At 63.8% G+C, this 12,467-nt stretch carries 11 protein-coding genes; 5 read left to right on the plus strand and 6 right to left on the minus strand.

The features are described 5' to 3' along the window. Positions 1-87: 87 nt before the first annotated feature. Both IR187_RS06495 and IR187_RS06500 read right to left on the minus strand, forming a co-directional pair. Positions 88-465, minus strand: coding sequence for a DOPA 4,5-dioxygenase family protein (locus IR187_RS06495; protein ID WP_194953792.1), 378 nt, complete (start codon positions 463-465; stop codon positions 88-90). Positions 466-611: 146 nt separating this feature from the next. Beyond that, positions 612-1,544 (minus strand): alpha/beta hydrolase, encoded by a 933-nt coding sequence (locus IR187_RS06500; protein ID WP_194953793.1) that lies wholly within the window; start codon positions 1,542-1,544, stop codon positions 612-614. Between the two features lie 150 nt (positions 1,545-1,694). Between IR187_RS06500 and IR187_RS06505 the strand changes: the two genes are divergently transcribed. Then, a complete protein-coding gene (locus IR187_RS06505) occupies positions 1,695-2,984 on the plus strand; it encodes an adenylosuccinate synthase (protein ID WP_194953794.1) in 1,290 nt (429 codons plus the stop codon). 122 nt (positions 2,985-3,106) lie between these two features. On the opposite strand, the gene IR187_RS06510 is transcribed toward IR187_RS06505, so the two are convergent. Then, positions 3,107-4,012, minus strand: a complete 906-nt coding sequence (locus IR187_RS06510) for a haloalkane dehalogenase (protein WP_194953795.1) — start codon at positions 4,010-4,012, stop codon at positions 3,107-3,109. Between the two features lie 75 nt (positions 4,013-4,087). Between IR187_RS06510 and IR187_RS06515 the strand changes: the two genes are divergently transcribed. Beyond that, on the plus strand, positions 4,088-4,678 hold the full coding sequence (locus tag IR187_RS06515) for an NADPH-dependent FMN reductase (protein ID WP_194953796.1): 591 nt from the start codon (positions 4,088-4,090) through the stop codon (positions 4,676-4,678). A gap of 96 nt (positions 4,679-4,774) precedes the next feature. Here the strand turns inward: IR187_RS06515 and IR187_RS06520 are convergent, their stop codons facing one another. Next, the gene (locus tag IR187_RS06520; RefSeq protein WP_194953797.1) at positions 4,775-6,088 is read right to left on the minus strand and encodes a spinster family MFS transporter; all 1,314 of its coding nucleotides are present in this window, start codon (positions 6,086-6,088) and stop codon (positions 4,775-4,777) included. Between the two features lie 112 nt (positions 6,089-6,200). Between IR187_RS06520 and IR187_RS06525 the strand changes: the two genes are divergently transcribed. Continuing rightward, on the plus strand, positions 6,201-7,775 hold the full coding sequence (locus IR187_RS06525; RefSeq protein ID WP_194953798.1) for an amidase: 1,575 nt from the start codon (positions 6,201-6,203) through the stop codon (positions 7,773-7,775). A 139-nt stretch (positions 7,776-7,914) separates the two neighbouring features. Here IR187_RS06525 and IR187_RS06530 read toward each other — a convergent pair whose 3' ends face one another. Both IR187_RS06530 and IR187_RS06535 read right to left on the minus strand, forming a co-directional pair. Beyond that, positions 7,915-8,400 (minus strand): DUF2721 domain-containing protein, encoded by a 486-nt coding sequence (locus IR187_RS06530; RefSeq protein ID WP_194953799.1) that lies wholly within the window; start codon positions 8,398-8,400, stop codon positions 7,915-7,917. Beyond that, a complete protein-coding gene (locus IR187_RS06535) occupies positions 8,397-9,617 on the minus strand; it encodes an LL-diaminopimelate aminotransferase (protein ID WP_194953800.1) in 1,221 nt (406 codons plus the stop codon). The genes IR187_RS06530 and IR187_RS06535 overlap by 4 nt, the downstream gene beginning before the upstream one ends. Positions 9,618-9,729: 112 nt before the next feature. On the opposite strand from IR187_RS06535, the gene IR187_RS06540 reads away from it, so the two are divergent. Then, positions 9,730-11,505, plus strand: coding sequence for a PHA/PHB synthase family protein (locus IR187_RS06540; protein ID WP_194953801.1), 1,776 nt, complete (start codon positions 9,730-9,732; stop codon positions 11,503-11,505). A 121-nt stretch (positions 11,506-11,626) separates the two neighbouring features. Beyond that, positions 11,627-12,367, plus strand: a complete 741-nt coding sequence (locus tag IR187_RS06545) for a phasin family protein (RefSeq protein ID WP_194953802.1) — start codon at positions 11,627-11,629, stop codon at positions 12,365-12,367. Positions 12,368-12,467: the final 100 nt, after the last annotated feature.

Here is a 12,467-nt window from a genome sequence, read left to right on the forward strand (position 1 = left end):
AGACACAGGGAGGGCGTGTGCTACCGATAGGCATCTCGACTTCGCTCGATGCGAACGGGATTGGTTTTCAACCGACGTGCTGAAAATCTAAAAATCCGAAATCCCGAACCGCGGCACGCCCTGATTGACCCCCGGCGGATCAAGCACCGTCACGTCGAGCACAACCGGCTCGCCAATCCAGTGCGCCAGCGTCGTATGATCGGCCAGATCGTCGTCAGTCAGCGGATGCACCAGCGCGCGCAGGCCGGTCGCTTTGATCGCTGCAACCACCGCGACTTGCGAACGCGCCAAAAAATGCACCTCATATTGCGCGATCGGGTGCGGCCCGGCGGCACCATCGGTCATTGCACCGACGAACAGGATCGCGGGATCTTGTCCGAAGCGGTCGCGCAATGCCGCAGCGGCGGGGCGCTCGGCGGGGTCGTAATAGATATGGGCGTGATAGGGGGCGTCGGGGTTGGTCATGGGCTCTCCTACGTCCTCCCCTTCAGGGGAGGGCAGCGAGACTAACGAACTTGTTCGTTAGTCGCAGCGGGTGGGGGCCAACGGCCCTACGCCAGGCCGATGGCCCGCACCCCAACCCCTCCCCTAAAGGGGAGGGGCTTGAAACGCTACCGTCCGAACACCCGTTTCAACCACGCATCGACCGCCCCCGTCGCCGGATAGGCGGGATCGCCCAGACTGCGGTTGATCTCGGCATGGCCCTTCAGCCCCTCGCCGGGGAAGCTGCCATGCTCGACACGGCTGCCGCCTGCAACCAGCGCGTCGCCCAGAGCCTTTGCCTGCCGTACCCCGTCGGGGCGCTGGACATAGAGCAGCAGGAACTCGCGCGCGTTCGGTGCGGCAGCGTGGGCGGTCGGCGACAAGGCCTTTTGCCGCGCCGGGTCCGTCCCGAACGCCTGCACATAGGTTTTCTGCATGATCGGCGGACCGTCCTTCATCTGCGTCGGCACATCATAGGCCGCGCCGTCATTCGGGATCACCCCGGCAATGTCGGCAAAGGACAGTCCGGCGCCCTTCAGATAGCGCTCGTCGGTCCCGACCAGCGCGACCAGATGCGCGCCCGCGCTATGCCCCATCAGCACAATCCGCCGCCGGTCGATGCCCAGCGATCCGGCGCGATCGATCAACGCCCTGACCGCGCCCGCAACGTCGGCTGCCTGCTGCTCGACGGTCGCGGCGGGGACGAGGCGATAGTTGATCGATGCAAAGGCATAGCCTTGGTCGGGATAATGCACCGGCTTGAACCGCCCTGTGGCATTGTCCTTGCTACCGCGCTGCCACCCGCCGCCATGGACATAGACGATCAGCGGCGCCGGCCCCGTGGCATTTCTGGCGCGCCAGATATCGAGCACTTGCAGGGGGTCGCGGCCATAGCTGATCGTCTCGCTACCCGGCGCTTTCGGACCCTGTTCGACCCCCATCCGCTCGGCCATCCGTTCGCGCAGCCGGTCGCGTAGTTTTTCGCGTGCATCGCTGGCAGGCATTCCTCCTGCTACGACCGCGGTCACCGCCGCCAGGCCGATCCAGTATCGCTTGGTCATATCGTACCTCCATCGCCCCCCGGCGCGGGTCATCCGTGACCCGCAAATGTCGCAAATTCATCCCAGCGCGCTTGCCTCTGCGGTCAAATCCGCTAAGGCCGCGCCGGGCCCGCGCTGGTCGTTCTTGGCCCGGTTCAGCAGGACAGCATCATGGCAAATGTTACCGTCATCGGGTCGCAATGGGGCGACGAGGGCAAGGGCAAGATTGTCGACTGGCTCGCCAGCCGCGCCGATGCCGTGGTGCGGTTCCAGGGTGGTCATAATGCCGGTCATACGCTCGTCGTCGGCGAACAGGTGTACAAACTGTCGCTGCTTCCCTCCGGCATCGTCACCGGCACGCTGTCGATCATCGGCAATGGCGTCGTGCTCGACCCGTGGGCGCTGCGCGACGAAATCACCAAGCTGCGTGGCCAAGGGGTCGAGATCAACGCCGACAATTTCGCGATCGCCGACAATTGCGCGCTGATCCTGCCCTTTCACCGCGACCTCGACGCGCTGCGCGAGACCGCCGCGGGCGCGGGCAAGATCGGCACCACCGGGCGCGGCATCGGCCCCGCCTATGAAGACAAGGTCGGTCGCCGCGCGCTGCGCGTCTGCGACCTCGCCCACCTCGACAAGCTGGAACCGCAGCTCGACCGCCTCACCGCGCACCACGACGCGCTGCGCGCCGGGTTCGGCGAACCGCCGATCGACCGTGAGCGCTTGGTCGCCGACCTCACCGAAATCGCCGACTATGTGCTCGAATATGCGCAGCCCGTGTGGAAACGCCTGAAAAAGGTCCGCAAAGCGGGCGCGCGCATCCTGTTCGAGGGCGCGCAGGGCGTGCTGCTCGACGTCGATCATGGCACCTATCCCTTCGTCACCAGCAGCAACACCGTTAGCGGCACCGCCGCCAGCGGCTCGGGCCTCGGCCCCGGTGCGGTCGGCTTCGTCCTCGGCATCGCCAAGGCCTATACGACGCGCGTCGGCAGCGGCCCCTTCCCGACCGAACTCGAGGATGAGATCGGCCAGCGGCTCGGCGAGCGCGGGCATGAGTTCGGCACCGTCACCGGGCGCAAGCGCCGCTGCGGCTGGTTCGACGCGGTACTCGTCCGCCAGAGCTGCGCGGTATCGGGCGTCACCGGCATCGCGCTGACCAAGCTCGACGTGCTCGATGGTTTCGACACGATCCGCATCTGCACCGGCTATCGCCTGCGCGGCAAGATCCTCGACTATTTCCCTGCCCACTCGGCCGACCAGGCCGAGGTCGAGCCGATCTACGAGGAAATGGACGGCTGGCAGGAAACGACCGCCGGCGCGCGCAGCTATGCGGACCTGCCCGCACAGGCGATCAAATATATCCAGCGCGTCCAGGAACTGATCGAAACGCCGATCGCGCTGGTATCAACCAGCCCCGAGCGCGAGGACACCATCCTGATCCGCGATCCGTTCAGCGACTAAATCGGTCCTTCCCGTGGCGAAGCCACGGGGAGGTGGCAGCGCGAAACACTGACAGAGGGGCTTTGACGCGACTGTCGCCGCCCCTCCACCATCCGCTTCGCGGACGGTCCCCCTCCCCATCGCTACGCGACAGGGAGGATCATTTGCCCGGCAGCGGCAACGTCGCGGATCGCTGCTACGAAGCCCACCGGGTCGTCCTCCTGAATGAAGTGGCCCCCGCGCAGCGTGCGGTGCGCCACCCGCGCCGCGCCCGGCACCCGCCCGGTGAACAAGGCATCGCCACCGCGCGTGATCGGGTCGCCGTCGGAAAAGCAGCACAGGAAGGGCTTGTCGAACGCTTCCAGCCCCGCCCATGCGCGCTTCTGATCAGGCACCGCGACATTGTCGCCGAGCGGCACGAACGAGGGGTACGCCCGCGCCGCAACCTTCGACGCCCGCGTCGGGAACGGCGCATCATAAGCCGCGATTTCGGCGGCGCTCAATTCGCGCTTGGTGCCCGCGTTGACGATCTTGCCGATCGGGAACACCGGACTGTAGCGCGAGAAGGCGCGCCAGATAGCAAAAGCGCGCGGTGCCGGCTGGCCTTCGGGCAATCCCCCGTTCGACAGCGCGACCCCCGCGAACCGCTCGGGCATATCGGCGACCAGACGCAGGCCGATCAGCGATCCCCAATCCTGACACGCGAGGATGATGTCCTTGAGATCAAGCGCCTCGATCCATTGCCGCATCCACGCGACCTGCGCGGCATAGCTGTATGCCGCGCGATCAAGCGGCTTGTCCGACCGCCCGAAGCCGATCAGGTCGGGCGCGACGACGCGAAACCCGGCATCGACGGCGGGGCCGATCATATGGCGATAAAGATAGGACCAGGTCGGCTCGCCGTGCAGCATCAGTACCGGCTGCGCATCACGCGGCCCTTCGTCGACATAATGAACGCGCAGGCCATCCGCGATCTCGGCATAGTTTGGCGCAAACGGCCAATCGGGCAAATCCGCAAAACGCTCGTCCGGTGTCCGATAACTGCGCATCCTATTCTCTCCACCCTCGATCGCGATCAGCTTAGGGGACTTCCGCTCCGGCGCAAGCCGTGCCACCGTCGCGACATGACCCGACACATCCTCGTTTTCTACGGCAGCTACCGGCGCGACCGGCAGGGCATCAAGCTCGCGCATTGGCTGGTTGATGCGATCACCGCGCGCGGCGATAGCGCCGAATTGATCGACGCCAAAGCGATCGACCTGCCCATGCTCGATCGCATGTACAAGGAATACCCGAAGGGCGAGGCACCGCCCGCGATGGCTGAGCTTGCCGCCAAGATCCGCGCCGCCGACGGCTTTCTGTTCGTCACCGGCGAATATAATTGGGGGCCGCAGCCGGGGCTGAAGAACCTGACCGACCATTTCCTCGAGGAATGGTTCTGGCGCCCCGCCGCGATCGCCTGTTACTCGGCGGGACCATGGTCGGGCGTGCGCGCGATGATGGGCTGGCGCGATACACTGGGCGAGATGGGGATGGCGGTCACCTCGTCGATCCTGCCCGTCGGACGGATCGGCGGCGCGTTCAATGCCGATGGCCAGCCGACCGGCGACGACGGCGCGCGGCTGGTCAAAAGCTTCCCGCGCTTTGCCGATGACCTGAATTGGTGGATTGACGCCGCCAAGGCACAGCGGGCGAGGCAAGACCCGCCTTATTGATACGTCATTGCGAGGAGCGAAGCGACGCGGCAATCCAGAGGCTGCGTAAACCGCCCTCGATTGCTTCGCTCCGCTCGCAATGACGAGATGTGGGTGCTAGCCCGATTTCAGTTCAGTCTTCAGCCGCAGGCTGGCGCGCCAGAAGAAGAAGGCGGGGATCAGTCCAAGCCAGGCCGCGCCGTAGAGCACCCACCGGACGCTCTCCTGTCCCGCGACCGGAGCGAGGATATCGGAGAGAACCCCGAAGAGGAACGGGCCAAATCCCAGCCCGATTAAATTCTGCCCGAACAGCATGATCGACGCCGCCACGGCGCGCGCGCGCGGTTGCACCAGCCCCTGCACACACCCATAGGCCGGGCCGTAATAGGCTGAGTTGAGGATCGTCGGGATGATGAGCATCGCCACCGCGATCCGCCAATCCTCCATATAATAGCCGAGAAACAGGATCGGCGCGGCAATCGCCATGCCATAGGCGGGGAAGGTCAGAATATGCTTCTTGTCCCGCGCGCCGAACTTGTCGGCCATCTTGCCCCCCAGCCATGTTCCGAACACGCCGGCAAGCCCCAGCACCACGGCCATCGAGAGCCCCGCCTCGGTCGTCGAAAGACCATGGCTGCGAATGAAAAAGCTGATTGTCCAGAGCGCCTTGCCATAACCAAGGAAAGCGGTGACCGAGGCAGCAACCAGAATATAGATGAACGCCCGCGAACTGAAAATCTCACGAAGCGCCTCGCTTGTCGAAAGCGGCACTACCGCCCGGGCCATCGCCACCGCTTCGTCCGAGCGACTGTGACGCGGTTCGCGCATGACAAACAATACAATGAGCGCCAGCAGCAAGCCGGGCGCGCCAACCATCATCAACGCGATCCGCCAGCCATACAGGTCGTTGACGATCCCGCCGATAACGAGCCCCAGCAGCGAGCCGATCGGCACGCCGAGCCCGTAGAAAGCTATTGCCGACGAGCGTTTTTCGGCCGGGACGCTGTCTGTAATCAAGGAATGCGCCGCCGGAGTGCAGCCTGCTTCGCCGATACCTACCCCGATGCGCGCCAAAAGGAGTTGAACAAAGTTCTGGGCCAGCCCGCAAATCGCCGTCATCGCCGACCACACCGCAAGCGCGAGCGCGATCAATCGGACGCGGTTGGTGCCCTCTTTGTCGGCATAGCGCGCGATCGGAATCCCCAATAGCGCATAGAATACTGCAAAGGCTGGCCCCGCCAGCAGGCCAAGCTGGGTATCGGACAGTCCGAGGTCTGCCTTGATCGGTTCGGCAAGGATGTTGACGATCTGCCGGTCGAGAAAATTGAAGATGTAGACGATCAGCAGCAACCACAGCATCGTCCGCGTCTGCGCCGACGCCGTCGTGGCCGGGGTAGCGATGCCGTGCGACAAGGCAGCTTTATCTGTCATTTCTCTCTCTCCCGCCGCGAAGGGAGCAGACCGGAGGGACCGGTGTCAACGCCCTTGCGCCCGCTTGAAAATCGCCGCTTGCAATTGCCGCTACGGCTGCCAGCGTATCGCCATGCAAAATTTTTCTCGCCTCGCCGCAGCCGCGCTGGTTCTGACCACAAGCGCCGCTGCGATGCCGCCGCCGCTCCCCGCCGTCGAGGGCAAGGACGCAGCCAGCCTGCAAACCGAACTCGCCGAAAACCGGACGACAAGCGAGGCAATCACCGCCGCCTATCTGGAACGCATCAGGACGATCGATGACAGCGGCGCCACGTTGAACGCCGTCATCGCAACCTTTCCGGGCGCATTGACCGAAGCGCGCGCCCGCGATCTGGAACGCCGCGCCGGGCGCGTCCGCGGCCCGCTGCACGGGATACCGGTGCTGCTGAAGGATAATATCGAGGCCAGGGGGCCGGTGCCGACGACGGCTGGATCGCTGGCGCTGAAAGACAACATCACGAACCGCGACGCGCGGCTGGTGGCACGGCTCCGCGAGGCGGGTGCGGTGATCCTCGGCAAGACCAACCTCAGCGAATGGGCGAACATCCGTTCGAACAATTCGACCAGCGGGTGGAGCGCGGTCGGCGGTCTGACCAAGAATCCGCACGCGCTCGACCGCAACACTTGCGGGTCTTCGGCAGGCAGCGGCGCCGCAATGGCCGCTTCGCTGGCCGCTATCACCATTGGCACGGAAACCGACGGTTCGATCACCTGCCCGGCGGGGATCAATGGCGTCGTCGGATTCAAACCCACGGTCGGCCTGGTCACCCGCACGCATATCGTGCCGATCAGCCACAGCCAGGATACCGCGGGTCCGATGACGCTGACGGTGCGCGATGCCGCATTGGTGCTGACGGCGATCGCGGGCACCGACTCGGCCGATCCCGCGACGGCGGAGGCCGACGCGCGGCGGACCGATTATACCGCGGCGCTGTCGCCCGATGCGCTGAAGGGCAAGCGCGTCGGCGTCCTGCGCGACCGCATCGGCGAGCGCGCCGACATTGCAACGCTGTTCGACGCCGCGCTCAAGCAAATGAGCGATCTGGGGGCAACCGTCATTGAGATTGCCGACAGCCGCAAAGGACTGGAAGAACTGGGCGCGGCCGAGTTCGAGGTGCTGATGACCGAACTCAAGGCCGATATGGCGGCCTATCTCGCTAGCCTCCCCGCGAAGGACGGTCCCAGGACGCTCGCCGACCTGATCGCGTTCAACAAGGCCAATCCTGAGGAACTAAAGTGGTTCGACCAGTCATTGTTCGAACTGGCGGAGAGTAAAGGCGGGTTAGACAGCGCCGCCTATGTCGCGGCGCGCGAAAAGGCGGCGCGGCTTGCGGGAGCCGAAGGCATCGACCGGCTGATGAAAGAGCATGACGTCAGCTTGCTCGTTGGCGTGACCAACGGCCCCGCATGGACGAGCGATCTGGTGAATGGAGATCACTACACCGGGCCCAGCGCCAGCCAGCTGCCCGCTGTAGCGGGCTATCCGCATCTGACCGTGCCGATGGGGACGGTGCAGGGGCTGCCGATCGGGGTATCATTTATCGGTAGCAAGTGGACCGATGCTGAAGTGTTGGCAGCGGGTTATGCTTATGAGCAGGCGAGCCGGAAGCGGGTGGCGCCAACCTATCGGGTGAGTGTGGTACCGTAAAATCCTCCCTGTCGCGAAGCGATGGGGAGGTGGCAGCGCGAAGCGCTGACGGAGGGGCTTTGGCGCTACCGCCGCGGCCCCTCCACCACTCGCTTCGCGAGCGGTCCCCTCCCCATGGCTTCGCCACAGGAAGATCGCTTCACCGTTTATCCCGCCGCCGCTGCCAGCCCATCTCTTCCAATTCGAGCAACTCCATCGGCACATGGATGGTGCGGATCGCCAGCCGCACCTCGATCAGGAACAGCACCAGCGACACCAGCAACAACAGCATCGCCAGAGCAAAAACCCACGCCGCCGCGAGCCCCAGATTGAACCCGGCAAAGGCCTGCGCAAACAGCAACGCGACCAGAAAACAGACGACGATGCCGCATGCCACCGCCGCTGCGATCGAATTGTTGATCACGTCGATCCGCCGATCGACCACACGCAATTCGGCAACGATGCGCTCATGATCCTGCCCCTCGGTCTCGGCCCAGCGTTCCATCAGGACGCGCGACCGGTCGATGACGCGCGCTAGCCGCCCAGTGAAGACGTTGAGCAGGCTGCCCGTCGCGACGAGCAGGAACACCGGGGTGACCGACAGCTGGATCGTCTCGGCGATCATCGCCGAGCCGGTCATGCTCATCCCTCGCCGCCCGCCGCGACCGACGGCGTGTTGATGCCGTGCATCGCCAGGAATTTGCGGACGTTGCGCGCGGCCTGACGGATCCGCTGCTCATTCTCGACCATGGCGATGCGGACAAAGCCCTCGCCGTCCTCGCCATAACCGACGCCCGGCGCAACCGCGACCTTGGCGTGCGTCAGGAGTTGTTTGGAAAACTCCAAACTGCCCATTTCTTTGAGCGCGGGCGGGAGGGGTGCCCAGGCGAACATCGATGCCTTGGGGCTCGGAATGTCCCACCCGGCGCGACCAAAGCTTTCGACCATCACGTCGCGGCGCTTTTGATACAGCTCGCGGTTCTTGGCGACGATATCCTGCGGCCCGTTGAGCGCGGCGCATGCGGCGGCCTGAATCGGCGTGAACGCGCCATAATCGAGGTACGATTTGACCCGCGTCATCGCGGCGATCAGCCGCTTGTTGCCGACCGCAAATCCCATGCGCCAGCCCGCCATCGAATAGGTTTTCGACATCGAGGTGAATTCGACCGCGACATCCTTCGCGCCCGGTACCTGCAGGATCGAAGGGGTCGGATTGCCGTCGTAGTAAAGTTCGGAATAGGCAAGATCGGACAACACCCAGACCTTGTTCTCCTTCGCCCACGCGACGAGCCGCTCATAGAAAGCAAGGTCCACCGCCTCGGCGGTCGGGTTCGACGGATAATTGACCACCAAAATCGACGGCCGCGGCACGGTGAACGCCATCGCGCGGTCGAGCGCGCGCCAGTAATTCTCATCGGGCGTCGTCGGCACGCTGCGGATCGTCGCGCCTGCGATGATGAAACCGAAGGTATGTATGGGGTAGCTGGGGTTCGGCGCCAGCACGACGTCGCCGGGGCCGGTGATCGCGGTCGCGAGACTTGCAAGCCCCTCTTTCGACCCCATCGTCACCACGACTTCGCTCTCGGGGTCGAGCTCGACGTTGAAGCGGCGCGCATAATAATTCGCCTGCGCCTTGCGGAGCCCCGGAATCCCCTTTGACTGGGAATAGCCGTGCGCGTCGGGCTTCATCGCGACTTCGCACAGTTTTTCGATCACATGCGCGGGCGGCGGCAGGTCGGGGTTGCCCATCCCCAAGTCGATGATGTCTTCTCCCGCGGCGCGGGCGGCCGCACGCATCGCATTGACTTCAGCGATGACATAGGGCGGCAGGCGCTTGATGCGATAGAATTCATCTTCGGACATGGGAAACTAGAACAACTCCTCTTCGTTATCGGATATAGGTGCGAACGGCGCCTCGCCAGCCGCACCGCGGCTTGTTATAGGCTTCTATCGGCACTGACCAGCAGGAACGAACATGAGCGACGCAGGCACCAGCGACACGACCGACGCTCCGAACCCTTTCCTGCCGACACCCGACGACATGCAGCATTGGGCCAGCGTGATCGGGCGCGCGCAGCAGATGATGCTCGAATATGCGCTGGGTCAGGCGAACGACGGCAAGACCAGCGCCGCTGCGATGTTCGATCCCGCAACCTGGCTTGAAAATCCGGCGACGCAGACATGGGCCCAGCAATCAGCCAAGATGTGGGAACAGGGGGTCGCCTTCTGGACGTCGCTTGCGACGCTGAACCCGATGACGCCGCCCGCGCCGGAGCCAGCAAGCAAGGACCGCCGCTTTGCCGATCCCGACTGGGCGGCGAACCCGGTGTTCGCAATGATCCGCCAGACTTACGGCCTGCTCGCCGAGCAGATGCTGGCAACGACCCGCCAGCTCGACGGGCTCGATCCCGCGGCGCGCGCCAAGATGGAGTTTGCCGCCAAAAGCATCGCCGACGCGATGGCGCCGACCAACCTTGCGCTCACCAACCCCGAAGTGATCAAGCGCGCGGTCGAAACGCGCGGAGAAAGCCTGCTCAAGGGCTTGAAGCATATGCTGACCGACCTGTCGCGTGGACAGTTGAGCCATGTCGATCCCGATGCGTTCGAGGTCGGGGTCAATATCGCGACGACGCCTGGCAAGGTCATCCACGAAACCGAATTGTACCAGCTGATCCAATATGATCCAGCGACGAAAGACGTGTTCGCGGTGCCGTTGGTAATCTTTCCGCCGTGGATCAACCGTTTCTATATCCTCGACCTCAATCCCCAGAAAAGCTTTGTCAAATGGGCCACCGAACAGGGGCTGACGGTGTTCATGGTGTCGTGGAAGTCGGCCGATGCGTCGATGAAGGACGTCGTGTGGGACCATTATATCGCGGCACAGGTCGATGCGATCGACACCGTGCGCGCGGCGCTGAACGTTCCGGCGGTTCACACGATCGGCTATTGCGTTGCCGGGACGACGCTTGCCGCGACGCTGGCGGTGCTCGCCGCCAAGGGCGAGGCCGAGCGGGTGAAGTCGGTCACCTTCTTCACCGCGCAGGTCGATTTCGAGCAGGCCGGCGACCTCAAGCTGTTTGTCGACGACAGCTATCTGGCGCTGCTCGAACAGCTATCGGCACCGGGCTATCTCGACGGCCGTTACATGGCCGCGACCTTCAACAGCCTGCGCGGACGCGACCTGATCTGGAATTATGTCGTCAGCAATTATCTGCTCGGCAACGATTATCCGCCCTTCGATCTACTCTATTGGAACGGCGACACGACCAACCTTCCCGCGAAATGGCATCGCCAATATCTCGTCGACCTGTACCGCGACAACCGGATGGTGATCCCGAACAGCCTGTCGGCGCTGGACACCCCGATCGACCTCAGGAAAATCCAAACCCCCGCCTATATCCAGGCGGGGCGCGAGGATCATATCGCGCCGCTCGCCAGCGTGTGGCGGTTGATGGACCATTTGTCGGGGCCGAAGACTTTTCTGCTTGCCGGATCGGGCCATATCGCGGGGGTGGTCAACCCGCCCGCGGCGGGCAAATATCAATATTGGACCGGCGACAGCGAAGCCGCGACGCTCGACGAGTTCGTCGCGGGGGCCAGCGAGACCAAGGGCAGTTGGTGGCCGCACTGGATCGACTGGATTGCGGCGCAGGATGACAAGAAAATTGCCGCCAAAGGCGCTCGCATCCCGGGAAAAGGCTCCAAAAAGGCGATCGAGGACGCGCCGGGCCGCTATGTCAAACAGCGGTAATATCCCGAGATTATCCAGCTGAAAGGCGCGGATCGAGAATTTTTGTGCGCTGCACAAAAAATCTCTTGAAATCGCCGATCCACTCCTATATTGTGCAGTGCAACATAAAGGAGTTGTCCCGATGGCTACCAAGATGGATAGTGCCGAAAAGGCTTTTGAAGCCGCGACGCTGGAAACCGCCGCCAAGCCGGTGGCGGCTCCTGTCGTTCCGGCTGTCGCCGCTCCCGCAGCGGCAAAAGTCGAAACGCCTGCAAAGATCAAGCCGGTGAAGGCAAAAGCCAAGCCGGCCGCGAAAAAGGCCGCTGCCCCCAAGGCAGTTGCCAAAAAGGCCGCCCCCAAGAAGGCGACCGTGAAGAAAATTGCCCCCAAGGCTGCGCCGAAACCGGCCGCCGCCGTCAGCAAAGGAATCAAGACCATGAACGACACCGTCAAGAAGTTCGCCGACGAAGCGAAAGCCCGTACCGAAGCCCTGACCGCCGACTTCAACGAAAAGGCGAAGGATGCGATGAGCAAGACCAGCAAGCTCGCCGAAGAAGCCGTCGAATTCAACAAGGCGAACATCGAAGCGCTGGTCGAAGCCGGCAAGATCGCTGCCAAGAACATGGAAGTTCTGGGCCAGGAAGGCGTGACCTTCGCTCGCAAGAGCTTTGAAGACACGACCGCCGCGCTCAAGAGCTACAGCTCGGTCAAGTCGCCGACCGAATTCTTCAAGCTTTATGCCGAAAACAGCAAGAAGGCGTTCGACGCCGCTGTCGCCCAGACCTCGAAGACCAGCGAACTGGTCGTGAAGATGGCGAACGACAGCTTTGCCCCGATTTCGAACCGGGTTTCGGTCATCACCTCGAAGATGAAGGCCGCCTAAGCCGTCTTCACCTTCCGTTGGCGCGGGCACTTCCCCCTCCCTCCCCGCCTGCGCCGACACCCTCAAGGCCGCCCGCTTCCCACGGAAGCCGTTGCCGGGA

Origin of the sequence: Sphingopyxis solisilvae, assembly GCF_015475875.1 — a bacterium.
Lineage (GTDB): Bacteria > Pseudomonadota > Alphaproteobacteria > Sphingomonadales > Sphingomonadaceae > Sphingopyxis > Sphingopyxis solisilvae.

Bases quoted from the DNA above. Each gene is read 5' to 3' on its own strand.
- IR187_RS06520 (WP_194953797.1), bottom strand. From the start codon at position 6,088: ATGACAGATAAAGCTGCCTTGTCGCACGGCATCGCTACCCCGGCCACG.
- IR187_RS06500 (WP_194953793.1), bottom strand. From the start codon at position 1,544: ATGACCAAGCGATACTGGATCGGCCTGGCGGCGGTGACCGCGGTCGTA.
- IR187_RS06540 (WP_194953801.1), top strand. From the start codon at position 9,730: ATGAGCGACGCAGGCACCAGCGACACGACCGACGCTCCGAACCCTTTC.
- IR187_RS06535 (WP_194953800.1), bottom strand. From the start codon at position 9,617: ATGTCCGAAGATGAATTCTATCGCATCAAGCGCCTGCCGCCCTATGTC.
- IR187_RS06495 (WP_194953792.1), bottom strand. From the start codon at position 465: ATGACCAACCCCGACGCCCCCTATCACGCCCATATCTATTACGACCCC.
- IR187_RS06505 (WP_194953794.1), top strand. From the start codon at position 1,695: ATGGCAAATGTTACCGTCATCGGGTCGCAATGGGGCGACGAGGGCAAG.
- IR187_RS06515 (WP_194953796.1), top strand. From the start codon at position 4,088: ATGACCCGACACATCCTCGTTTTCTACGGCAGCTACCGGCGCGACCGG.
- IR187_RS06545 (WP_194953802.1), top strand. From the start codon at position 11,627: ATGGCTACCAAGATGGATAGTGCCGAAAAGGCTTTTGAAGCCGCGACG.
- IR187_RS06530 (WP_194953799.1), bottom strand. From the start codon at position 8,400: ATGAGCATGACCGGCTCGGCGATGATCGCCGAGACGATCCAGCTGTCG.
- IR187_RS06525 (WP_194953798.1), top strand. From the start codon at position 6,201: ATGCAAAATTTTTCTCGCCTCGCCGCAGCCGCGCTGGTTCTGACCACA.
- IR187_RS06510 (WP_194953795.1), bottom strand. From the start codon at position 4,012: ATGCGCAGTTATCGGACACCGGACGAGCGTTTTGCGGATTTGCCCGAT.